The sequence below is a fragment of the Achromobacter sp. genome, from assembly GCF_032102605.1.
In the GTDB taxonomy this organism is placed as follows: domain Bacteria; phylum Pseudomonadota; class Gammaproteobacteria; order Burkholderiales; family Burkholderiaceae_B; genus Achromobacter.
In genome coordinates this window covers 169,793-190,421 of sequence record NZ_DAMDGT010000006.1, presented here as the reverse complement: position 1 = coordinate 190,421, position 20,629 = coordinate 169,793, and the positions used below count along the sequence as shown (strand labels likewise).

The 20,629-nt window shown below is 64.2% G+C and carries 21 protein-coding genes; 18 read left to right on the top strand and 3 right to left on the bottom strand.

Annotation, left to right across the window (positions count from 1 at the left end; genetic code table 11):
* Positions 1-36: 36 nt before the first annotated feature.
* Both lexA and RT614_RS15810 read right to left on the bottom strand, forming a co-directional pair.
* Complete coding sequence (gene lexA / locus RT614_RS15815; protein WP_313623071.1) at positions 37-687, bottom strand: transcriptional repressor LexA; 651 nt, start codon at positions 685-687, stop codon at positions 37-39.
* A gap of 149 nt (positions 688-836) precedes the next feature.
* A complete protein-coding gene (locus RT614_RS15810) occupies positions 837-2,036 on the bottom strand; it encodes an amino acid aminotransferase (RefSeq protein ID WP_313623070.1) in 1,200 nt (399 codons plus the stop codon).
* A gap of 75 nt (positions 2,037-2,111) precedes the next feature.
* Here RT614_RS15810 and uvrB point away from each other — a divergent pair, with 75 nt between their 5' ends.
* From uvrB to RT614_RS15755, 11 genes are all read left to right on the top strand, one after another.
* Positions 2,112-4,178 carry an excinuclease ABC subunit UvrB gene (gene uvrB, locus RT614_RS15805; RefSeq protein ID WP_313623069.1) on the top strand — a complete coding sequence of 689 codons (2,067 nt, stop codon included), beginning with the start codon at positions 2,112-2,114 and terminating at the stop codon, positions 4,176-4,178.
* Between the two features lie 251 nt (positions 4,179-4,429).
* Positions 4,430-4,921, top strand: coding sequence for a low molecular weight protein-tyrosine-phosphatase (locus tag RT614_RS15800; RefSeq protein ID WP_006386176.1), 492 nt, complete (start codon positions 4,430-4,432; stop codon positions 4,919-4,921).
* Between the two features lie 191 nt (positions 4,922-5,112).
* A complete protein-coding gene (gene iscR, locus RT614_RS15795) occupies positions 5,113-5,652 on the top strand; it encodes a Fe-S cluster assembly transcriptional regulator IscR (RefSeq protein WP_056318865.1) in 540 nt (179 codons plus the stop codon).
* 21 nt (positions 5,653-5,673) lie between these two features.
* Positions 5,674-6,885 carry an IscS subfamily cysteine desulfurase gene (locus tag RT614_RS15790; protein WP_313623068.1) on the top strand — a complete coding sequence of 404 codons (1,212 nt, stop codon included), beginning with the start codon at positions 5,674-5,676 and terminating at the stop codon, positions 6,883-6,885.
* A 33-nt stretch (positions 6,886-6,918) separates the two neighbouring features.
* Positions 6,919-7,323: a Fe-S cluster assembly scaffold IscU gene (gene iscU / locus RT614_RS15785; protein ID WP_076520401.1), complete on the top strand. Its 405-nt coding sequence runs from the start codon at positions 6,919-6,921 to the stop codon at positions 7,321-7,323.
* Between the two features lie 2 nt (positions 7,324-7,325).
* Complete coding sequence (gene iscA / locus RT614_RS15780) at positions 7,326-7,649, top strand: iron-sulfur cluster assembly protein IscA (protein WP_313623067.1); 324 nt, start codon at positions 7,326-7,328, stop codon at positions 7,647-7,649.
* Between the two features lie 3 nt (positions 7,650-7,652).
* Positions 7,653-8,165 carry a Fe-S protein assembly co-chaperone HscB gene (gene hscB / locus RT614_RS15775; protein ID WP_313623066.1) on the top strand — a complete coding sequence of 171 codons (513 nt, stop codon included), beginning with the start codon at positions 7,653-7,655 and terminating at the stop codon, positions 8,163-8,165.
* Between the two features lie 72 nt (positions 8,166-8,237).
* Complete coding sequence (hscA, locus tag RT614_RS15770; RefSeq protein WP_313623065.1) at positions 8,238-10,100, top strand: Fe-S protein assembly chaperone HscA; 1,863 nt, start codon at positions 8,238-8,240, stop codon at positions 10,098-10,100.
* Between the two features lie 9 nt (positions 10,101-10,109).
* Positions 10,110-10,451 carry an ISC system 2Fe-2S type ferredoxin gene (gene fdx / locus RT614_RS15765; RefSeq protein ID WP_313623064.1) on the top strand — a complete coding sequence of 114 codons (342 nt, stop codon included), beginning with the start codon at positions 10,110-10,112 and terminating at the stop codon, positions 10,449-10,451.
* Entirely contained in the window at positions 10,451-10,645 is a 195-nt protein-coding gene (gene iscX, locus RT614_RS15760) for a Fe-S cluster assembly protein IscX (RefSeq protein ID WP_313623063.1), read from the top strand. The genes fdx and iscX overlap by 1 nt, the downstream gene beginning before the upstream one ends.
* A 160-nt stretch (positions 10,646-10,805) precedes the next feature.
* A complete protein-coding gene (locus RT614_RS15755) occupies positions 10,806-11,690 on the top strand; it encodes a methylglyoxal synthase (protein WP_313623062.1) in 885 nt (294 codons plus the stop codon).
* A gap of 49 nt (positions 11,691-11,739) precedes the next feature.
* Here the strand turns inward: RT614_RS15755 and RT614_RS15750 are convergent, their stop codons facing one another.
* Entirely contained in the window at positions 11,740-12,543 is an 804-nt protein-coding gene (locus RT614_RS15750) for an enoyl-CoA hydratase/isomerase family protein (RefSeq protein WP_313623061.1), read from the bottom strand.
* A gap of 257 nt (positions 12,544-12,800) precedes the next feature.
* Here RT614_RS15750 and RT614_RS15745 point away from each other — a divergent pair, with 257 nt between their 5' ends.
* The 7 genes from RT614_RS15745 to RT614_RS15715 are packed head-to-tail and all read left to right on the top strand — an operon-like array spanning position 12,801 to position 20,626.
* The gene (locus tag RT614_RS15745; protein ID WP_313623060.1) at positions 12,801-13,625 is read left to right on the top strand and encodes an ABC transporter ATP-binding protein; all 825 of its coding nucleotides are present in this window, start codon (positions 12,801-12,803) and stop codon (positions 13,623-13,625) included.
* The gene (locus RT614_RS15740; RefSeq protein WP_313623059.1) at positions 13,625-14,503 is read left to right on the top strand and encodes a branched-chain amino acid ABC transporter permease; all 879 of its coding nucleotides are present in this window, start codon (positions 13,625-13,627) and stop codon (positions 14,501-14,503) included. Before RT614_RS15745 ends, RT614_RS15740 begins: the two co-directional genes overlap by 1 nt.
* Before the next feature lie 3 nt (positions 14,504-14,506).
* Complete coding sequence (locus tag RT614_RS15735; RefSeq protein ID WP_313623058.1) at positions 14,507-15,544, top strand: branched-chain amino acid ABC transporter permease; 1,038 nt, start codon at positions 14,507-14,509, stop codon at positions 15,542-15,544.
* A 49-nt stretch (positions 15,545-15,593) separates the two neighbouring features.
* Entirely contained in the window at positions 15,594-16,775 is a 1,182-nt protein-coding gene (locus RT614_RS15730) for an ABC transporter substrate-binding protein (RefSeq protein WP_313623057.1), read from the top strand.
* Positions 16,776-16,833: 58 nt separating this feature from the next.
* Positions 16,834-17,628, top strand: coding sequence for an ABC transporter ATP-binding protein (locus RT614_RS15725; protein WP_313623227.1), 795 nt, complete (start codon positions 16,834-16,836; stop codon positions 17,626-17,628).
* The gene (locus RT614_RS15720; RefSeq protein ID WP_313623056.1) at positions 17,625-19,475 is read left to right on the top strand and encodes an AMP-dependent synthetase/ligase; all 1,851 of its coding nucleotides are present in this window, start codon (positions 17,625-17,627) and stop codon (positions 19,473-19,475) included. The genes RT614_RS15725 and RT614_RS15720 overlap by 4 nt, the downstream gene beginning before the upstream one ends.
* Positions 19,472-20,626, top strand: a complete 1,155-nt coding sequence (locus tag RT614_RS15715; RefSeq protein ID WP_313623055.1) for a thiolase family protein — start codon at positions 19,472-19,474, stop codon at positions 20,624-20,626. The genes RT614_RS15720 and RT614_RS15715 overlap by 4 nt, the downstream gene beginning before the upstream one ends.
* Positions 20,627-20,629 lie beyond the last annotated feature (3 nt).

The following is a 20,629-nucleotide window of genomic DNA, read 5'->3' as shown; positions in this document are numbered from 1 at the left end:
ATTTGTGCCGGGAGGATCGCCCGACGGCAGGTTTTGTCAGTGCAATGCCTGCGTACGGATCAGCCCGACCGCAATACCTTCCAGGGCAAATTCCTGGCCGGCCTTGACCACGATCGTTTCGAAGTCGGGATTTTCAGGCAGGAGTTCAATATGCCCGTTCTGGCGTTGCAGACGCTTGACCGTGACGTCGTCGCCTAGGCGGGCCACCACAATCTGGCCGTTGCGGGCTTCAGAGGCTTTTTTGACGGCCAGCAGATCGCCTTCCAGGATGCCGGCGTCGCGCATGCTCATGCCGCGCACCTTCAGCAGGTAATCGGGCGCTTGGGCGAAAAGGTTGGGGTCCACGCCGACCTCGCGTTCAACGTGTTCGGCGGCGAGGATCGGGCTGCCCGCCGCGACGCGGCCTACCAGGGGCAGCAGCAACTGCGCCAGCGCAGGAATAGGCAGCGAGGCCTGCACGGGTGCGGCGCCGGTATCCTTCAGGCGGATGCCGCGCGAAGCGCCTGCAGTGAGCTCGATGGCGCCTTTGCGGGCGAGCGCCTTGAGGTGGTCTTCTGCGGCGTTGGGTGAGCGAAAACCCAAGGCCTGGGCAATTTCAGCGCGCGTCGGCGGAAAGCCGGTGCGCGTGACCGTTTGCCTGATGAGATCCAGGATTTGTTGTTGGCGATCCGTGAGTTTGCTGGCCATGGCGATGATCCGTTGCGAGCGGACTGTACATATATACAGCGCCATTCTGGGGGACGCAGCGCAAAAAAGCAAGCCGTGGCCGCCGCAAATGAAAACGGGGCCCGCAGGCCCCGTTTGGCAGAAAGCGGCGCAGCGCCGCTCGGCAGCTTTTACAGCACAGCTGCGATGGCGGCCGCCACCTTGTCGATGTTGCCGCTGTTCAAGGCAGCCACGCAGATGCGGCCGCTGGACACGGCGTACACGCCATGTTCTTCGCGCAGGCGGTCGACTTGGGCGGAGCTGAGGCCCGAGTAGGAGAACATGCCGCGCTGCTTGAGCACGAAGCTGAAATCCTGCTTGCCGCCGTGTTCCTTGATCTTGTCGACCAACTGCTTGCGCATCAGGCGGATGCGGTCGCGCATGCCGGCCAGTTCTTCTTCCCAGAGGGCGAAGAGTTCGGGCGTGTTCAGGACCGTAGAGACTACCGTGCCGCCGTGCGTGGGCGGGTTGGAGTAGTTGGTGCGAATGACGCGCTTGAGCTGGCTCAGGACGCGAGTGGCTTCATCCTTGCTGCCGGCAACGACCGTCAGCGCGCCGACGCGCTCGCCGTACAGCGAGAACGACTTCGAGAACGAAGAGCTGATGAACATGGTCATGTCCAGATCGGCGAACAGGCGCACGACCGAGGCGTCTTCCGTCAGGCCGTCGCCGAACCCTTGGTAGGCGATGTCCAGGAAGGGGACCAGGTTGTTTTCCTTCACGACGGCTGCGATCTGCTTCCACTGTTCGGCGGTGGGATCCGCGCCGGTGGGGTTATGGCAGCACGCGTGCAGCACGACGACCGTCCTGGCGGGCGCCGCCTTCAGGTCGGCTAGCATGGCGTCGAAGTTCAGGCCGCGGGTGGATGCGTCGTAGTAGGCGTACGTGCCGACTTCGAAGCCGGCGCGCTCGAACAGGGCGCGATGGTTTTCCCAGCTGGGATCGCTGATCAGGACCTTGCTGCCCGGCAGGAGCTGGCGCAGGAAATCGGCGCCGATCTTCAGTGCGCCGGTGCCGCCAAGGGCTTGCGTGGTCAGGACGCGGCCAGCCGCGGCCAGGGCCGAATCCTTGCCCAGCAAAAGCGTCTGGGCGGCGTTGTTGTAGCCGGCGATGCCTTCGATCGGCAGGTAACCGCGGGCGGCGGCGGCCTCGATGCGAGCGACTTCGGCTTTGCGCACTGCGCCCAGCAGCGGGATCCGTCCCTGATCGTCGTAGTACACGCCGACGCCCAGGTTCACTTTACCGGGGCGGGTGTCCGCGTTGTATTGTTCGTTCAGACCAAGAATGGGGTCGCGCGGCGCGAGCTCGACGGAATCGAAAAGGGTGCTCATGGGACTCTGATGAGGTGGGTGGACGCAGTACGAGGTGCTGTGGATAATGGGGGGTTTACCCTGGAACAGTCTAGCATGCCTAAGAGCGCAATAGACCCAAGCGCGGGGGCTCCCGCCGCAGGTCCGGGATTCGTCGATTTCCCTGACAGCCCGTTTCATCTTTACCAGCCCTATCCGCCAGCAGGGGACCAGCCCACGGCCATCGAAGGGCTGACGCAGGGTGTCGAAGACGGCCTGATGTTCCAGACGCTGCTGGGGGTGACGGGGTCGGGCAAGACCTACACCATGGCCAACGTCATCGCGCGCATGGGCCGCCCTGCGCTGGTGCTTGCGCCCAACAAAACGCTGGCCGCGCAGTTGTACGCTGAAATGCGTGAGTTCTTCCCGAAGAACGCCGTCGAGTACTTTGTTTCGTACTACGACTACTACCAGCCCGAGGCCTACGTACCAACGCGCGATCTGTTCATCGAAAAGGATTCGTCCATCAATGAACACATCGAGCAGATGCGGCTGTCGGCCACCAAAAGCCTGCTGGAGCGCCGGGACACGATCATCGTTGGCACGGTGTCGTGCATCTATGGTATCGGCAACCCTGGTGATTACCACGCGATGGTGCTCATCCTGCGCACGGGCGATCAAATCGCGCGCCGCGAGATCCTGGCGCGCCTGGTCGCCATGCAGTACACCCGCAACGACGCTGAATTTACGCGTGGTGTGTTCCGCGTGCGGGGCGAGACCATCGATATCTTTCCGGCAGAAAGCGCCGAACTCGCACTGCGCCTGACCCTGTTCGACGATGAAATCGAAAGCCTGGAACTGTTCGACCCGCTGACGGGCCGTATCCGCCAGAAATTGCCGCGCTTCACGGTCTATCCGGGCTCGCACTACGTCACGCCGCGCGACACCGTGCTGCGCGCGATCGAGACCATTAAGGAAGAGTTGCGTGAGCGCACCAAGCGTTTCGTGGACGATGGCCACCTGGTCGAAGCCCAGCGGCTCGAGCAACGCACCCGTTTCGACCTAGAAATGCTGCAGGAACTCGGTTTCTGCAAGGGCATCGAAAACTACTCCCGTCATCTTTCAGGCGCCGCGCCGGGCGAACCTCCGCCCACTCTCATCGACTACCTGCCGTCCGATGCGCTGATGTTCATTGATGAAAGCCACGTCACCATCGGCCAACTCAGCGCCATGTACCGTGGGGACCGATCGCGCAAGGAAACGCTGGTGCAATACGGCTTCCGTCTGCCGTCTGCCTTGGACAATCGGCCACTCAAGCTCGAAGAGTTCGAGGCGCGGATGCGCCAGTGCGTGTTCGTTTCGGCAACGCCTGCCGCCTACGAAAAAGAGCATGCCGACAACGTCGTCGAGCAGGTTGTGCGACCCACGGGCCTGGTCGACCCGGTGGTCGAGGTGCTGCCTGCGCGCACCCAAGTGGATGACTTGCTTGGTCAGATCAAGGCTCGCGTCACGCAGGGTGAGCGAGTCCTGGTCACCACCCTGACCAAGCGCATGGCGGAAGACTTGACCGACTTCCTCGCCGAGCATGGCGTGAAGGTGCGCTATTTGCACTCCGATATCGATACGGTCGAGCGCGTGGAAATCCTGCGGGACTTGCGGCTGGGTACTTTCGACGTGCTCGTCGGCATCAACCTTCTGCGCGAAGGGCTGGATATTCCCGAAGTATCCCTGGTGGCGATCCTGGACGCTGACAAGGAAGGGTTCCTGCGGTCGGAGCGCAGCCTGATCCAGACGATCGGCCGGGCGGCGCGCAACCTCAATGGGCATGCCATCCTTTATGCGGATCGAATCACGGATTCGATGCAGCGCGCCATGGAGGAAACCGGCCGTCGCCGCACCAAGCAAATCCAGTTCAATGCCGACCACGGCATTACGGCGCGCGGCGTGCAGAAGGCAGTGCGCGAACTTATCGACGGCATCGTGGCGCCCGCGCAGCACGACGCGCTGGAAGCCGCCATCCCCGCCGATGTGCTGAAGGACGAAAAGTCGCTGGCGCGCGAAATCAAGCGTCTTGAAAAGCTGATGATGGATCACGCCCGAAACCTGGAGTTCGAGCAGGCCGCCGCCGCCCGCGACTCTTTGAACGCCTTGAAGCAGCGGGTACTGCTCGATGGGGCAGTCTAGGGCCCGATTGGCGTATCAATTCATGTCACGTAACTTACAGGATGCTGAAAAGTCCGGAAATCTGCTGCGTTGCAATCATGATGTAACTATCGGCGGATTTAGGCCTTGGCCATCGTGAGTTGACGTCTGAGGAAGCCACTGCAAGTCAATGATTTCATTGCGGATTTCAAAGGGTCGGATTTGCTTTTCGTCAATTGCGCAGGCGCAAAAAAAGCTTGCCTTATCTCGGGTTTTCCCGCACACTTGCTTCCATGATGACCAAGGTACTTTTCGTTTGCATGGGCAATATCTGTCGCTCGCCGAGCGCAGAGGGCGTGTTTCGCCATTTGGTGAATGACGCGGGTTTGGGCGATGTCGTTCGCATCGACTCCGCGGGAACGCACGCGTTTCACATTGGCGAGGCGCCTGATGCCCGGGCGCAGGCCGCAGCGCGCAAGCGCGGCTACGAGATCACCCACTGCGAGGCCCGTCAGGTCACCGCGGAAGACTTCCGCGACTTCGATCTTATCCTCGCCATGGACTGGGACAACCTCTCGGCCATGCAGCAGCAATGCCCCAAGGCATATCAGCACAAGCTGATGCTGCTGATGCGCTTTGCCAACGAGTTCGAAGAGGCCACCGTGCCTGATCCGTACTACGGTGGAGCCGACGGCTTCGGCAAGGTCCTGGATTACCTGGAAGACGCCTGTCAGGGCGTCCTTGAATTGGTCCGCAAGCGCGCTACCCAGTACCAAGCTGCTTGATTCCTCTAGCCTGGAACCGCGTGTTTCGCGGATCCCAGGGCAGATGGCAGTGAAAAACCGCGCAGATGCGCGGTTTTTTGTAGCCCGGAGCCATACCAAATTAGTCGGGAATAGGCTATACTTGAGCCAATTACTCGGGTATTGACCGCTGGATTCGCTGGCGGCCATTGCCGATTCACAGGGAACCCACCATGCGGCTAACTACCAAAGGGCGTTTCGCCGTGACTGCCATGATCGATCTGGCTATGCGGCAGCATAGCGGTCCGGTCACTCTTGCGGCCATCAGCCAGCGTCAGAACATTTCGCTTTCCTATCTGGAACAGCTATTCGGGAAACTGCGCCGCCACGAACTCGTGGACAGCGTGCGGGGCCCCGGTGGCGGTTACTCTCTTGCCCGCCTTGCGCGCAACGTGACGGTCGCCGACATCATTTTCGCCGTTGACGAACCCCTGGACGCCACCAGCTGCGGCGGCAAGCGGGACTGTACGAGCGGCAACGATGGCAAACCGGGCAAGTGCATGACGCACGAGCTCTGGGCCACGTTGAATCGCAAGATGGTGGACTACCTGGATTCGGTGTCGCTGCAAGATCTGGTTGATCAGCAGCGCGTGCGCCAGTTGCAGGAAGCCACCAATCAAGCGCAGGCCTGCGCGGTGCGTGTGAACAGGGTGGGAGGCGCCACTGCCGCCAACGCCCCGACCACGACCGTCGCAGCCAATGCCACCGTATAAGAAGTATCAGGAGTTGTAGAAATGACCACCCGTCCCATCTATCTGGACTATTCGGCCACGACCCCCGTCGACCCCCGCGTCGTGGACAAGATGGTGCCCTGGCTTTACGACAATTTTGGCAATCCGGCGTCGCGCAGCCATGCGTTTGGCTGGGAATCCGAAGAGGCCGTGGAGCGCGCACGCGAAGAAGTCGCCAAGCTGGTCAACGCTGACCCGCGCGAGATCGTCTGGACCTCCGGCGCCACCGAATCCGACAACCTGGCCATCAAGGGCGCCGCCAATTTCTATGCCGAACGCGGCAAGCACATCATCACCGTCAAGACCGAGCACAAGGCAGTGCTGGATACCTGTCGCGAATTGGAACGGCAGGGTTTCGAGGTCACGTACCTGAACGTCAAGGACAACGGGCTGATCGACCTGGATGTCTTCAAGGCGGCGCTGCGTCCGGATACCGTGCTGGTGTCCGTGATGATGGTGAACAACGAGATCGGCGTGATCCAGGACGTGGAAACGCTGGGCGAGATCTGCCGCGAGAAGGGCATTATTTTCCACGTCGACGCCGCCCAGGCGACCGGCAAGGTGGAAATCGACCTGCAAAAGCTCAAGGTCGACCTGATGTCGTTCTCGGCGCACAAGACCTACGGCCCCAAGGGCATCGGCGCGCTGTACGTGCGCCGCAAGCCGCGCGTGCGCATCGAAGCGCAGATGCACGGCGGCGGCCATGAGCGCGGATTCCGCTCGGGCACGTTGGCCACGCACCAGATCGTCGGCATGGGCGAAGCCTTCCGCCTGGCGCGCGAAGAAATGGGTACCGAAAACGAACGCATCCGCATGTTGCGCGACCGCCTCTGGAATGGCCTGTCCGAGATCGAAGAGGTCTACCTGAACGGCGATATGGATCAGCGCGTGCCGCACAACCTGAACGTCAGCTTCAACTACGTCGAAGGCGAGTCGTTGATCATGGCGATCAAGGAACTTGCCGTCTCCAGCGGTTCGGCCTGCACCTCGGCCAGCCTGGAGCCGTCTTATGTTCTGCGCGCCCTGGGCCGCAATGACGAACTGGCGCACAGCTCGATCCGTTTCACGCTGGGTCGTTTCACGACCGAAAAGGAAGTGGATTTCGCGGTTGAACTCATCAAGAGCCGCGTGGGCAAGCTGCGCGACATGTCGCCGCTTTGGGAAATGGCCAAGGAAGGCATCGACTTGAATACCGTGCAGTGGGCCGCGCACTAAGCGCCCGCGCCTTGATATACGTGGAGAATTAACATGTCTTACAGCACCAAAGTTCTGGATCACTACGAAAACCCGCGCAACGTCGGTTCGTTCGACAAGTCGGACGACTCGGTGGGCACTGGCATGGTCGGCGCGCCGGCCTGTGGCGACGTCATGAAGCTGCAGATCAAGGTCAACGAAGCCGGTGTGATCGAAGACGCGCGCTTCAAGACCTACGGCTGTGGCTCGGCCATTGCTTCCAGCTCGCTCGTGACCGAATGGGTCAAGGGCAAGACGCTGGACCAAGCGATGAACATCCGCAACACGCAGATCGCGGAAGAACTGGCCCTGCCGCCCGTGAAGGTGCACTGCTCCATCCTGGCCGAAGACGCAATCAAGGCCGCGGTGCAGAACTACAAAGAAAAGCACTCGGCCCCGGCCGAAGCTGTGGCGGGCTGACCATGTCCGTTACCCTGACCCAACAGGCTGCCACCCATATCGGCCGCTACTTGCAGAAGCGCGGAAAGGGTATCGGCTTGCGGCTCGGCGTTAGGACGACGGGCTGCTCCGGGATGGCTTACAAGCTTGAGTACGTCGACGAGGCCCACCTGGAAGACGTCATGTTCGAGAGCTTCGGTGTGAAGGTCTTCGTCGATCCCAAGAGCATGGCCTACCTTGATGGCACGGAACTCGATTACGCCCGCGAGGGCCTGAATGAAGGCTTCAAGTTCCGCAACCCCAACGAGAAGGCGACCTGCGGCTGCGGCGAGTCGTTCACGGTGTAAGCCTTGGCTGGTGACGATCACTTCAGCCTGTTTGGCTTGCCGGCACGCTTCGACCTGGACGCCCAGGCGCTGGAAAGCGCCTGGCGAACCGTCGCCGCACAGGTTCACCCCGACCGCTTCGCCACGGCAAGTCCCGCGGAACGCCGTGTGGCCATGCAGTGGGCCGCGCGTGCCAACGAGGCCTATCGCCAACTGAGAGATCCGCTGTTGCGCGCGCGCTACCTGTGCGAGCAAGCCGGCGTCGACCTTCAGACCGAAAGCAACACGTCCATGGACGCGGCGTTCCTGATGCAGCAGATGACCTGGCGCGAAATGCTGGACGATGCGCGGGACGATGCCGATGTCTTGAGCGCGCTGCAGGCCGAGCTGGACGAGGCGCGCAGCGACATGCGCGCCACGCTGGCGCGTCTGCTGGACGACGAACGCGATTACGCGGCGGCCGGACGCAAAGTGCGCGAATGGATGTTCGTGGAAAAGCTGGCGCAAGAGCTGGCGCACGTTCAGCCTGCGGGATAGCCCAAGGCACGCCCGGGTGTTCCCGCCAGGAACGCCCGCGAGGCGCCGCCTACTGACCAGAAAAGCAGAATCATGGCCTTATTGCAGATATCCGAGCCCGGCGAGTCGCCCGCGCCGCACCAGCGCAAGCTGGCGGTCGGGATCGACCTGGGCACCACCAATTCGCTTGTCGCTGCGGTGCGCAGCAGTGTTGCTGAAGTGCTGCCCGACGCCCAAGGCCATGCCTTGCTGCCGTCGGCGGTGCGTTATTTCCCCGATGGCAAAGTCACGACGGGTCGCGAACCGCTTGCCCAGCAGGCGGAAGATCCGCTGAATACCGTCGTGTCGGTCAAGCGCTTCATGGGCCGCTCGCTCGAAGAGGCGCGTGCTTCCCGCGCGCCGTACGAATTCGTGGACGCGCCGGGCATGGTGCGCATCCGCACAGCTCAGGGCGACCTGAGTCCGGTTGAAGTGTCCGCGCAAATTTTGGCTGTGCTGCGCCAGCGCGCCGAAGACGTGCTGGGCGACGACCTTGTGGGCGCCGTGATCACCGTGCCCGCGTATTTCGATGATGCGCAGCGCCAGGCCACACGCGACGCGGCTCGCCTGGCGGGCCTGAACGTTCTGCGTTTGCTGAACGAGCCGACCGCCGCGGCAATTGCCTACGGGCTCGACACCGCCGCCGAGGGCGTGTACGCCGTGTATGACCTGGGCGGCGGCACCTTCGACATCTCCATCCTGCGCCTGACCAAGGGCGTCTTCGAAGTGATTTCGACGGGCGGCGACACGGCCCTGGGCGGGGACGATTTCGACGCGCTGATCGCGGATCACGCCGAGGCCCGGTTGGGCGCCGGCGATTTGTCGCCCGCTGATCGGCGCAGCCTGTTGATGGCGGCGCGCGCAGCGCGGGAGGCCCTGTCCGACGCCGAGTCCGCCAGCCTTGCGCTGACGCTGTCCGACGGGCGCCAGGTCGACCTGACGTTGACGCGCGCCGAATTCGAAGCGCTGGCCCAGCCCCTTATCGAACGCACGCTGGACTGCGCTCGCCGCGCATTGCGCGACGCGGCGCTCAAGCCCGCCGACGTGCGCGGCGTGGTGATGGTGGGCGGCGCAACGCGCATGCCGGTCGTGCGCGCGGCCGTGGCCAAGGTGTTTGGCACGGAACCTTTGACCGACCTGGATCCGGATCAGGTCGTGGCGCTGGGGGCCGCTTTGCAGGCGAATCTGCTGGCGGGCAACCGGGCGCCGGGCGAAGACTGGCTGCTGCTGGACGTGATCCCGCTGTCGCTGGGCCTGGAAACCATGGGTGGCCTGGTCGAGCGTATCATTCCGCGCAACAGCACCATTCCGGTGGCGCGCGCGCAGGAATTCACGACGTTCAAAGATGGCCAGACCGCGATGAGCATCCATGTGGTGCAGGGCGAGCGCGACCTGGTCTCGGATTCCCGTTCGCTGGCGCGATTCGAGCTGCGCGGCATCCCGCCCATGGTGGCAGGCGCCGCCCGTATCCGTGTGACGTTCCAGGTGGATGCGGACGGGCTGTTGAGCGTGACTGCGCGCGAGCAGAGCCAGGGCGTTGAAGCCATGGTTTCCGTCAAGCCGTCGTACGGCCTGTCGGACGATGAAATTGCGCAGATGCTGGCCGACAGCGTGGCGCAGGCCGACACCGACGCCAAGGCCCGCATGCTGCGTGAACAGCAAGTGGACGCGCGTCAGCTTGTGGAGTCGGTGCAGGCGGCCCTGGCCGTCGACGGCGATCTGCTGAATGCCGACGAGCGCAAGCGGGTCGACGAGTGCCTGCAAGCCGCCATGGCGGCGCAGGAAGCGCAGGACGTGGATACGGTGACGGAAGCGGTGCAGGCCTTGTCCGCCGCGACCGACGAATTCGCCGCGCGGCGGATGGACCGCAGCATCCGCGCCGCGTTGGCCGGCCGCAAACTTGACGAAATCGCCTGATAAAAAGCTATGCCGAAACTGACTGTATTGCCTCATCCCGACTATTGCCCGGAGGGCGCCGTGATCGAAGACGCGCCCAAGGGCGTGTCGATCTGCCGGGTGCTGCTGGACAACCACATCGACATCGAGCACGCCTGCGAACTGTCATGCGCGTGCACGACCTGTCATGTGGTGGTGAAGCAGGGCTATTCCTCGCTGGAAGACGCCACGGACGATGAAGAAGACCTGTTGGACAAGGCCTGGGGCCTGACCCCGACGTCGCGCCTGTCCTGCCAGGCGCTGGTAAGCGAAGCTGACCTGACCGTCGAAATTCCGAAGTACACGATCAATCACGCGAAAGAGGGCCATTGATGAAGTGGACCGATACCTACGACATCGCCGCCGCGCTGGTGGACGCGCATCCTGACGTGGATCCCAAGACGCTGCGCTTCACGCAGTTGCGTGAGTGGGTCATGGGCTTGCCGGGTTTCACCGACGACCCGGCCCACTGCGGCGAAAAGATCCTTGAAGCCATCCAGATGGCCTGGATCGACGAGGCCGACTGAAGCCGCCCCAGAAAACGCTCCCGAAGGGAGCGTTTGTCATTTGGGCCGACCGCGCGTTCGAAAGACGGCGCCGCGTGTCGTAAGCGGTGACATGCCGCGGTCGCCAGGCCACGGTATCATCGGGGATCCGTAAGTTGTCCTTTCTGCCCCGAGTCTACCGATGCCCGCTGCCCAATTGCGTTTTGGCCTGGCCGCCAACCGGCTGCACCACGAAACTCCCGACGCCGCGTTGTTTACGTGGCTGCGCGCGTGTTCGTCCACCATACGCGAGCTGGGCGTGCAGTTGCACACCGTGGGCCGCACCCACGATGCGATCGTGCGCGAAGGCATGCTGCAGGGTTATTCCGGCCTGATCCGCTATCCCTATGGCCGTGAAGGCGGCCTGATGAAGCTGGTGGCGCGCGTGACTGAAGGGCGCGACGGACAGGCGCCGTTCGACGGCGCGATCTACCTGATCGATCCCGTCGATCCTTCGTCGATCTTTCCCGAAGCGCTGGCGCTCAAGCGCCAATGCATCACGCATGGCCGCCCGTTCATTTCGACGCTGGCCGGCGCGATCGAGTGGATGGAAGTCGAGCGCATCCACGCAGGGTTGGCGCCGGACGCATCCGTGTCGCGCCATTTCAACTTTACGGGCCAGACCCTCGCCATGATCGCCCACGATGCGCTCAAGGACGAAATGGTCGCGTTTGCCAGCGAGCACTTCGACGTGTTGTCCCGCTTTGCACGCCGCGTGGCCACCGGCACCACCGGCGGCCGACTGAACGAACTGGCCTGGTCGCGTGGCTGGCCCAAGGACACGCCCTGGGTGCACCGTTATCTGAGCGGGCCGCTGGGCGGCGATGCGCAGATCGCGGAATTGGTGCTCGAGCATCAATGCCAGCGCGTGATCTTCTTTGAAGATCCCCATGTGGCGCGCCAGCACGAAGCCGACATCCAGCTGCTGGAGCGGGCAGTGCGGGTGGTGACCGAATCCGCCACCTGCGCGACCTCGCCCGCGGTGGCGCGGCGCTGGGCGCAAGCGGTCGAAAAGCGGATCGTCTGATGCGCGAAGCGGCGATCCACGCCGCCAGAATTCGCGCGCCGCGTTAGCGCTACTGCCCGGTAAAGCGGGCAGGGCGCTTTTCGCGGAACGCCTTGACGCCTTCGGCAAAGTCGGCGCGGCCTGCGGAATGGAGGAAGCGCGCCGTTTCCTCGGCCAGCTGGGTTTCCAGCGAAGCATGCTGCGCCGAACGCAACAAAGCCTTGGCGCCGGCAATTCCATGCGGCGCGTGTTGCGCAATGTCTTGCGCGTAAGCCTGCGCGGCCGCGCTCAGTTCACCGGCGGGCGCCGTACGAGTGATGATGCCCCAGTCCAGCGCGTCTTGCGCAGTGAAGGGATCGTGTCGCAACAGCAAGTCCAGCGCGCGCTTCGGGCCGACCACACGCATCAGACCGTGCGTCATGCCGGCATCCGGCGTGGCGCCGAGCTTCAGGTAGGCGGTTATGAAACGCGTGCCGGCGTCTGCGATGGCGAGGTCGCAAGCAAGCACGAGCGACAGGCCTGCGCCCGCGGCGACGCCGTGCGCCTGTGCGAGCCACACTTTGTCCATGCGCGCGATGCGTGAGACGAAATCGTTGAGCGGTGTGAAGAGATCGGACAGGGTGGCGCGCACCGCGGCAGGTTCGCCCGTGAACATGCTGATGTCGCCGCCCGCGCAGAAAGCCTTGCCCTCGGCGCGCAGCAGCACGACGCGCACGGCGTCGCGTGTTTCCAGCCATTGGGCGGCTCGAAGCAGGTCGCGAGCCATGGCGACGTCGATGGCGTTGAGCGTATCCGCCCGGTTCAGCGTGACGGTCGCGAGCGCGCCGTCGATGTGCAGCAGCAGCGTCTGGAAGACTGGAAGTTCCTGGGTCATGGCGCGTCTCCGTTTCGGGTAAGTACCAACTGTCGATCCAAAAACCGCGATGCTATGGTCTGAACCGAGCGCTTGCTTGGTTTTGTTTTAAGCACGCTTAGCGTAACGCATAGAACGATTTTCCGGCGCTGTACTGGCGTAGGTAAAGACAGGTTCGTTGCATCTCCTGCCTCGCGGGTTCGCCAGGTTCACCGTCGTAAAAAAAATGTCCGCCACAGGCGGCAAAAAAACTTCGCATAAAAAAAGCGAGGAGACAAATGGTGGATCAGTCCGACAGGCCTGCCTTGCTAGAGGCGGAGGGAGTGACGCTGGCGTTTGGCGGGGTCAAGGCGCTGACGAGCGTGGGCTTTCGCGTGGCGCCGGGCTCCATCACCACGGTCATCGGCCCGAACGGCGCCGGCAAGACCTCGCTGTTCAACACCATTTCGGGTTTCTACAAACCGGCCTCGGGGCAGATCCGCTTCGAAGGGCGCGACATCACGCGCATGCCGGCGCCCGAACGGGCAAAGCTGGGACTGGCCCGCAGCTTTCAGAACATTGCGCTGTTCCGCGGCATGACCGTGCTGGACAACATCAAGCTGGGGCGGCACGCGCACCTGCGCACCAACGTCCTGGATGCGCTGTTCTACTTCGGGCGCGCGCGCCGCGAGGAAATGGCGCTGCGAGCCGACATCGAGGAGCGCATCATCGATTTCCTGGAGATCGATCACATCCGGCACGCGCCGGTGGCGGCGCTGTCCTACGGACTGCAAAAGCGCGTGGAACTGGCGCGCGCGCTGGCGATGAATCCCAAGGTGCTGATGCTGGACGAGCCGGTCGCGGGCATGAACCGCGAAGAGACCGACGACATGGCGCGGTTCATCCTGGACGCGCGGTCCGAATGGGGCGTGACGGTGCTGATGGTGGAGCACGACATGGGCATGGTGATGGACCTGTCGGACCACGTCGTGGTGCTGAACTTCGGGCAGGTCATTGCCGACGGCACGCCGTCCGAGGTGCAAGCCAATCCTGAAGTCATCAAGGCCTATCTGGGCGCGGGCGACGTCGGCGACCTGCGCCGCCGTCTGAAGGAGGCGGCCTGATGGATTGGCTGTTCTTCCTGGAAGTTTCGCTGGCCGGCCTGGGCAGCGGCGGCCTGTATGCGTTGGCCGCTCTGGCGTTCGTCATCGTGTACAAGGCGACGCGTGTCGTCAACATCGCGATCGGCGAGTTCCTGATGCTGGGCGCGTATGTGTTCTACGCATTCGCGACGGGCATGGAGTGGCCGATCTGGATGGCCATTGTGGGCGCGGTCGTGGTGTCCGGCGCGCTGGGCGCGGTGGTCGAGCGCCTGACGATACGGCCGATGCTGGGCGAGGCGCCGATCTCCGTGTTCATGATCACCGTGGGCCTGGCGTCGATCCTCGTGGGCGCGGTGGAACTCATCTGGACGGCCGACCAGCGCCGCCTGCCTGAATTCATGCCTCGCGCGCCTGTCATGGTGGGCGAGGCTTTCGTGGCTCCCAAGGTGTTCTACGGGTTCTGGGTGGCGGTGGTATTGGCGCTGCTGGTGCTGGTGGTGTTCCGTTACTGGCGCGGTGGCGTGGCGCTGCGCGCAACAGCGTCGGACCAGGGGGCGGCCTATGCCATGGGCATCAATGTGCCGCGTGTGTTTTCGCTGGCCTGGGTGACGGCGGGCGCGATCGCCGCGGTGTCGGGCGTGATCGTGGGCGCCATCGGGGGGATTTCGTCGTCAATGGGCGTGTTCGGCCTGTCGGTGCTGGTGGTGGTGATCGTGGGCGGCTTGGACAGCGTGGCCGGGGCGCTCGTGGGCGGCATCTTCATCGGCTTGCTGGAAGCCTGGGCCGGCGCCTATATGGGCGGCGAATACAAGCTGCTGGCCACGTTCGTCGTGCTGGTCGTGGTGCTGATGGCCAGGCCCTATGGCCTGTTCGGCACCCGTGAAATCGAGAGGCTCTGATCCATGCGCATCGCTACCGCCAAGCAGACCTACCTGGCCGACGAGGCGCTGTTCGACACGCGCACCCAGCACGTGTGGCTGGCGCTGCTGGCCGCGTCGCTGGCGCTGTTTCCCTTCTTCGCGAACGCCTATTGGCTGTACCTGGCCTGCCTGGTCGCGATCAACATCGCCAGCGCCACCGGGCTGAATATCCTGACCGGGTATACGGGGCTGGTCAGCCTGGGGCAGGCGGCATTCATGGGGCTGGGCGCCTACACGGTCGCCGTGATGGAACTGCACCTGGGCACGCCGGTGCTGTTGAACCTGCTAGGCGGGGGCGTGGTGGCGATGGTGGGCGGGTTGCTGGTTGGCATACCGTCGCTGAGGGTGAAGGGGCTTTACCTGGCCATCGCCACGATCGCGGCATCGTTCATTGCGCATTTCATCTTTGCGAACTGGCAGTTCACGGGCGGAACGACCGGTCTGCAAGTGCCGCCGGCCCGAGTGCTGGGCGTGGACCTGGACACCTCGTTCAAGATCTATTGGCTGATCGTCCCGGTGACTGTCTTGATGGTGCTCGGGGCGGCGAACCTCTTCCGCACACGCATCGGCAGGGCCTTCATCGCCATTCGCGACCGCGACATCTCGGCCGAAGTGCTGGGCATCCGGCTGTTGCGCTACAAGCTGCTGTCCTTTGGACTGTCGTCGTTCTACGCAGGCGTGGCCGGAGGCCTGTGGGCCTACTTCTTCCGCGTGGTCACGCCGGAGAGCTTTCCGCTGATCATGTCGATCTTCTTCCTGGCGGCCATCATCGTGGGCGGCATGGGCTCGATCCTGGGATCCATCCTGGGCGCCATCTTCATGACGATGGTGCCCGAGTTCCTGAAGCTGGTGGTCGGTTGGCTGCCCGTCGGCGGCGACGCGTTGCGGCTGATCTCTCCCGTGCGCACCATTGTTTTCGGCCTGCTGATCGTGGGCTTCCTGATCTTCGAGCCGCACGGGCTCGCGGAAATCTGGCGGCGCGCGCGCCGATTCTTTCACCTCTGGCCATTTCGCACGTAGCGACCCGCGCCCGGCGCGATGGCCACCCATAAGACCCAGGAGACAAACCATGAAGCGCATCCGGATAGGCAGCGGTTTATCGAGGTTGTTGGCCCCGTTGGGCCTGGCGGCGGCATTGGCGGCGGCGCCCGCGGCCCAGGCGGCCGAGGATCTGGTGCTTGGGGGCTCGATTCCTCTGAGCGGCGTGTTCGCGTTTGCGGGCCAGGGCATCCACGCCGGTATCACGGACTACGTGAAAATCATCAATGACCAGGGCGGCATCAAGGGCCGCAAGCTGCGTTACGTGCCGGAGGACACGGCGTACAAGGTGGACGCATCCGTGGCCGCATTCAAGAAGATCACCAGCCAGAACAAGGTGAACTTCTACTATGGCGATTCGACGGGGTTTTCGAAGACGATCAACGCCGAGCTGAACCGCACCGGCGACATCCTGATGACGGGCGCATCGTTCGCGACCGAGCTGAACGATCCGGCCAAGTATCCCGCCCAGTTCATGCTGGGGCCCGATTACACCGAAATGTTCGGCATCCTGCTGCGCTACATCGCGAAGGAGCAGCCGGGCGCCAAGGTGGCGTTCGTGTATTCGGATACCGAGTTCGGCCGTGATCCCATCGCCAGTTCGCGCGCGGTGGCCGAAAAGCTGGGGCTGAAGGTGGCCACGGAAATCATGACGCCGCCGGGCAGCGTGGACGTGTCCACCGAAGTCATCAAGCTGCGCCGCGCGGATCCGGACTTCACGATTTTCCATGGTTACGTGCTGGCGCCCATTCCGGAGTTCGTCGGGCAGGGCAAGCGCATGGGCTTGAAGACGCGCTACATGGGCACCTTCTGGACCATGGACAACTCGACCGTGATGCAGATGGGCGAGGACGCCGAGGGCTTCATGGGCGTGATGCCGTACCGCTATTACTACGACACGGCCGCGGACGCGCCGATGCTCAAGAAGATCCGCGAGATGCGTCCGCAGTACCAGAGCACCGGCTACATGCAGGGTTTCCTGGCGGCCATGCTGTTCTCCGAAGTCGCCAAGCGCACGCTCGACGCCGGCAAGGATCTGACCGCCGCCAACATGAAAGCTGCGCTGGACGGCATCAAGGACTTCGATACCGGCGGCCTGATCGGCGTGCCCATCACCATCAAGGGCAACTCCATACCGGTGGGGCGGATCTATCGCGCCGATGTGAAGCAGAAGCAGATGGTGCCGGCGTCAGACTGGATCGTGCTGAAGTGAGGACGACGTGAATCCGGGACATGACGCGCGTGCGCAAAGCATCGCCGGTGCGCCGGCGGTGCTCGATATCAACAATATCGAAGTCGTCTACAACAAGGCGGTGCAGGTGCTGCGCGGGCTGTCCCTATCAGTGCCCGACGGCAGCATCGTTGCGCTGTTGGGCAGCAACGGGGCCGGAAAATCCACCACGCTCAAGGCGGTTTCCGGCTTGTTGGACCTGGAGGACGGGGCGCTGGTGCGGGGGCAGATCCTGTTCGGCGGCGGCGACACCTCGGGCGTCAAGCCGCAGAACCTGGTCCGGTCGGGCCTGGCGCACGTGATGGAAGGGCGGCGCGTGTTCGAGGACCTGACCGTGGAAGAAAACCTGGTGGCCGCGACGTACGCGCTGACGGGCAGGTCCGGAGCGAAGGTGGATTTCGACCTGGTGTATGGATACTTCCCACGCTTGTTCGAACGTCGCCGAGGCCTGGCCGGATACCTGTCGGGTGGCGAGCAGCAGATGCTGGCCATTGGCCGGGCGCTGATCGCGCAGCCGAAGTTGATGCTGCTGGATGAGCCGTCACTGGGCCTGTCGCCGATGCTGGTCGAGAACATCTTCTCGATCATCGCGCGCATCAACAGCGAACAAGGCGTGTCGATGCTGCTGGTGGAGCAGAACGCGTCCGTGGCGCTGGCGGTGGCGCATTACGGGTACATCATGGAGACCGGCAAGGTGGTGATCGACGGCTCGGCCGAGAAGCTGGCGGCGGACCCGGACGTGCGCGAGTTCTACCTGGGCGTGGGCGGATCGGGCGAGGCGCGAGGTTTTCGCGACATCAAGCACTACAAGCGCCGCAAGCGGTGGCTTTCATGATGAACAGACATTTCGATTCCGGCGTGGGCGCCTGGCCGGCGCTGACCTTGCCCCAGATGCTGCGCGAACAGGCGCGCCGCCAGCCCTCCGCCATCGCCATCCGGCAAAAGGACTTTGGCATCTGGAAGCCGCTGTCGTGGGCGGACTATTGGCAGCGCGCCTGCCGCGTCGGGCTGGGGTTGCGCGCGCTTGGCCTCAACCCCGGTGGGCGTGTCGCCATCGTGTCGGAAAACAGGGTTGAGTGGCTGCTGACTCAGATGGGCGCGGGCGCGGTCGGCGGCGTGGCCGTAGGGGTCTATTCCACCAGCCCGGCTCAGGAGATGGGTTACGTGCTGGAGCACGCCGACGTCGAGCTGGTGGTCTGCGAGGACCAGGAGCAGACCGACAAGGTGTTGCAGGTGGCCGCCAGGCTGCCGCGCCTGCGCCGCATCGTGATGATCGAGACCAAGGGACTGCGCTCGTATGCGCCAGGCGACCGGGAACGCATCGTGCCGTTCCAGGACGTCGAGGCCGACGGACGCGAGCGCGAAGCCGTGGAGAAGGCCGCGCTGAACGCGACGCTGGACACGCAGCGGCTCGAGGACACGGGCCTCATGATCTATACGTCGGGATCCACCGGCAAGCCCAAGGGGGCGATGCTGAGCTACGGCAACATGCGCGGCGTGGCGCCGGGGATCGCCGAGCGCCTGTCGATGGATGCTTCGACCGTGCATCTGTCGTATCTGCCGCTGTGCCACGTCGCCGAGCAGATGCTGACGACGTTCGTGCCCATCTACCTTGGCGCGCAGGTGAATTTTGGGGAGTCGATCCGTACCGTGCAGGAAGACCTGCGCGAGGTTGCGCCCACGATCTTCCTGGGTGTGCCGCGGATCTGGGAAAAGCTGCACGCGGCCATCTCCATCAAGATGCAGGAGGCCGGGGCCTTGCAGCAGTGGCTGTACCGCAAGGCGTTGGCGCAGTGCGCGCCGTTCCTGGAAAAATCGCGGGCGCAGTATGGGTTCGGCGAGCGCCTGACGTATGGGCTGTGGTACTGGCTGGTGCTGCGCGCCCTGCAGAACTTCATCGGACTGCGACGGGTGCGGGTGGCGATGACCGGCGCGGCGCCGATCCCGCAGGACGTGGTGCGCTACTTCCGCACGTTGGGTGTGCCACTTGTCGAGGTCTACGGCCTGACGGAGTCGACCGGCATGATCTTCGGGCAGCATCCGCACCGCGTGAAGGTCGGCACCGTGGGCGAGCCCATCCTGGGCGTGGAGTGGCGCATGGGCGAGGCGGGCGAACTGCTGGTGCGCGGCGACATGGTGTTCCAAGGCTATTACAAGAACCCGGACGCCACCGCCGATACGGTGCGTGACGGCTGGCTGCATACCGGCGACGTCGTGGCCGAGGACGCCGGGCGCGTGCGCATCGTGGACCGGCTGAAGGACATCATGATCACGGCGGGCGGCAAGAACCTGACGCCCTCCGAGATCGAGAACGCGGTCAAGGGCAGCCCTTATGTCAAGGAATGCATCGTCATCGCGGATGGGCGCAAGTACGTCTCGGCCTTGATCCAGCTTGAATTCGATACGGTGGGAAAATGGGCGGAATCGCGGCGCATCGCGTTCACGCACTTCCGGTCGCTGGCCGAATGCCCGCAGGTGCGCGAACTGGTCCAGCAGGAAGTCGCGCGCGCCAACGCCGGGCTGGCGCCCGTAGCGCAGATCAAGCGTTTCCATCTGCTGACCAAGGAACTGGATCACGACGACGGCGAGGTGACGGCGACGATGAAAGTGCGGCGCGCCAGCATCTATCGCACGTACGCGGAAGAAATCGAAACGCTCTACGTTGAGGAGACGCCGGCATGAACGAAGCCGTGATCGTGGAAGCGGTGCGCACGCCATTTGGCAGGCGCGGTGGATGGTGGGCGCAGACAAGGCCCGACTCGCTGCTGGCCCAGACCGTGCAGGCGCTGCTGGCGCGCGCCGGGTTGCCGGGGGAGAAGGTCGAAGACCTGATCGCCGGCTGCGTCAGCCAGGCGGGTGAGCAGGGCGCCAATATCGGCCGCCTGGCCGCGATGCTGGCCGGCTTGCCCGAGAGCGTGCCGGGGGTCGCGCTGAACCGCATGTGCGGTTCCAGCCAGCAGGCGGTGCACTTCGGCGCCCAGGCGATCGCCGCCGGCGACATGCGCTACGTGGTGGCGGGCGGCGTGGAAAGCATGAGCCGAGTGCCGATGTTCCTGGACGTGACGCTGGGGCAGGCGGAGTTCCGCGGATTCGAATCGCTGAACCCCGCGCTGCTGGAGCGCTATCCGCTGATCCACCAGATCGAGAGCGCGGAACGGATCGCCAGCCATTGGGGCCTGTCGCAAGCAGAGATGGACCAGTGGGCGCGCGAGAGCCACGCGCGCGCCTGGGCCGCGGCAAGCGCCGGGCTGCACTCGGAGCTCCTGCCGGGTCCGCGCGGGGCCGAGGACCGCGACGAAGGCATACGCCAGACCACGGACGCTTCCCGCATGGCGGCCATGGCGCCGGCCTTGCGGCCAGTTGGACAGGGTGGCGTGACCGCAGCCAACGCCAGCCAGCTTGCGGACGGCGCGGCGGCGGTGCTGCTGGCCGACCGGGAAACGGCGCTGGCCGATGGCCTGCGGCCGCGGGCGCGGTTCCTCGCGCGGGTGGTGGTCGGATCGGACCCGGTCATGCAGCTTACCGGCGTGATCCCGGCCGCGCGCCAGGCGCTGGCGCGAGCGGGCCTCACGCTGGACGACATCGACTGGATCGAAATCAACGAGGCCTTCGCCAGCGTGGTGCTGGCGTGGCAGCGCGAACTGGGCGCGAATCTGGCGCGCGTGAATCCTTGGGGCGGCGCGATCGCGCATGGACACCCGCTGGGGGCGACCGGCGCGGGCCTGATGGGCAAGATGCTGGCGGGAATGGAGGCCACTGAGGGTGAATTCGGCATGCAGCTGATGTGCATCGGCCACGGCATGGCGACCGCGACGATCATCCAGAGGCTGTGAGCC

Excerpts from the sequence above, each read along its gene's own strand:
- lexA (WP_313623071.1), bottom strand. The coding sequence starts at position 687 with ATGGCCAGCAAACTCACGGATCGCCAACAACAAATCCTGGATCTCATC.
- RT614_RS15730 (WP_313623057.1), top strand. The coding sequence starts at position 15,594 with ATGAAGCGCATCCGGATAGGCAGCGGTTTATCGAGGTTGTTGGCCCCG.
- RT614_RS15750 (WP_313623061.1), bottom strand. The coding sequence starts at position 12,543 with ATGACCCAGGAACTTCCAGTCTTCCAGACGCTGCTGCTGCACATCGAC.
- iscX (WP_313623063.1), top strand. The coding sequence starts at position 10,451 with ATGAAGTGGACCGATACCTACGACATCGCCGCCGCGCTGGTGGACGCG.
- RT614_RS15720 (WP_313623056.1), top strand. The coding sequence starts at position 17,625 with ATGATGAACAGACATTTCGATTCCGGCGTGGGCGCCTGGCCGGCGCTG.
- iscA (WP_313623067.1), top strand. The coding sequence starts at position 7,326 with ATGTCCGTTACCCTGACCCAACAGGCTGCCACCCATATCGGCCGCTAC.
- RT614_RS15715 (WP_313623055.1), top strand. The coding sequence starts at position 19,472 with ATGAACGAAGCCGTGATCGTGGAAGCGGTGCGCACGCCATTTGGCAGG.
- RT614_RS15810 (WP_313623070.1), bottom strand. The coding sequence starts at position 2,036 with ATGAGCACCCTTTTCGATTCCGTCGAGCTCGCGCCGCGCGACCCCATT.
- hscA (WP_313623065.1), top strand. The coding sequence starts at position 8,238 with ATGGCCTTATTGCAGATATCCGAGCCCGGCGAGTCGCCCGCGCCGCAC.
- RT614_RS15745 (WP_313623060.1), top strand. The coding sequence starts at position 12,801 with ATGGTGGATCAGTCCGACAGGCCTGCCTTGCTAGAGGCGGAGGGAGTG.
- iscR (WP_056318865.1), top strand. The coding sequence starts at position 5,113 with ATGCGGCTAACTACCAAAGGGCGTTTCGCCGTGACTGCCATGATCGAT.
- fdx (WP_313623064.1), top strand. The coding sequence starts at position 10,110 with ATGCCGAAACTGACTGTATTGCCTCATCCCGACTATTGCCCGGAGGGC.
- RT614_RS15740 (WP_313623059.1), top strand. The coding sequence starts at position 13,625 with ATGGATTGGCTGTTCTTCCTGGAAGTTTCGCTGGCCGGCCTGGGCAGC.
- uvrB (WP_313623069.1), top strand. The coding sequence starts at position 2,112 with ATGCCTAAGAGCGCAATAGACCCAAGCGCGGGGGCTCCCGCCGCAGGT.
- RT614_RS15790 (WP_313623068.1), top strand. The coding sequence starts at position 5,674 with ATGACCACCCGTCCCATCTATCTGGACTATTCGGCCACGACCCCCGTC.
- RT614_RS15755 (WP_313623062.1), top strand. The coding sequence starts at position 10,806 with ATGCCCGCTGCCCAATTGCGTTTTGGCCTGGCCGCCAACCGGCTGCAC.
- RT614_RS15800 (WP_006386176.1), top strand. The coding sequence starts at position 4,430 with ATGATGACCAAGGTACTTTTCGTTTGCATGGGCAATATCTGTCGCTCG.
- RT614_RS15735 (WP_313623058.1), top strand. The coding sequence starts at position 14,507 with ATGCGCATCGCTACCGCCAAGCAGACCTACCTGGCCGACGAGGCGCTG.
- iscU (WP_076520401.1), top strand. The coding sequence starts at position 6,919 with ATGTCTTACAGCACCAAAGTTCTGGATCACTACGAAAACCCGCGCAAC.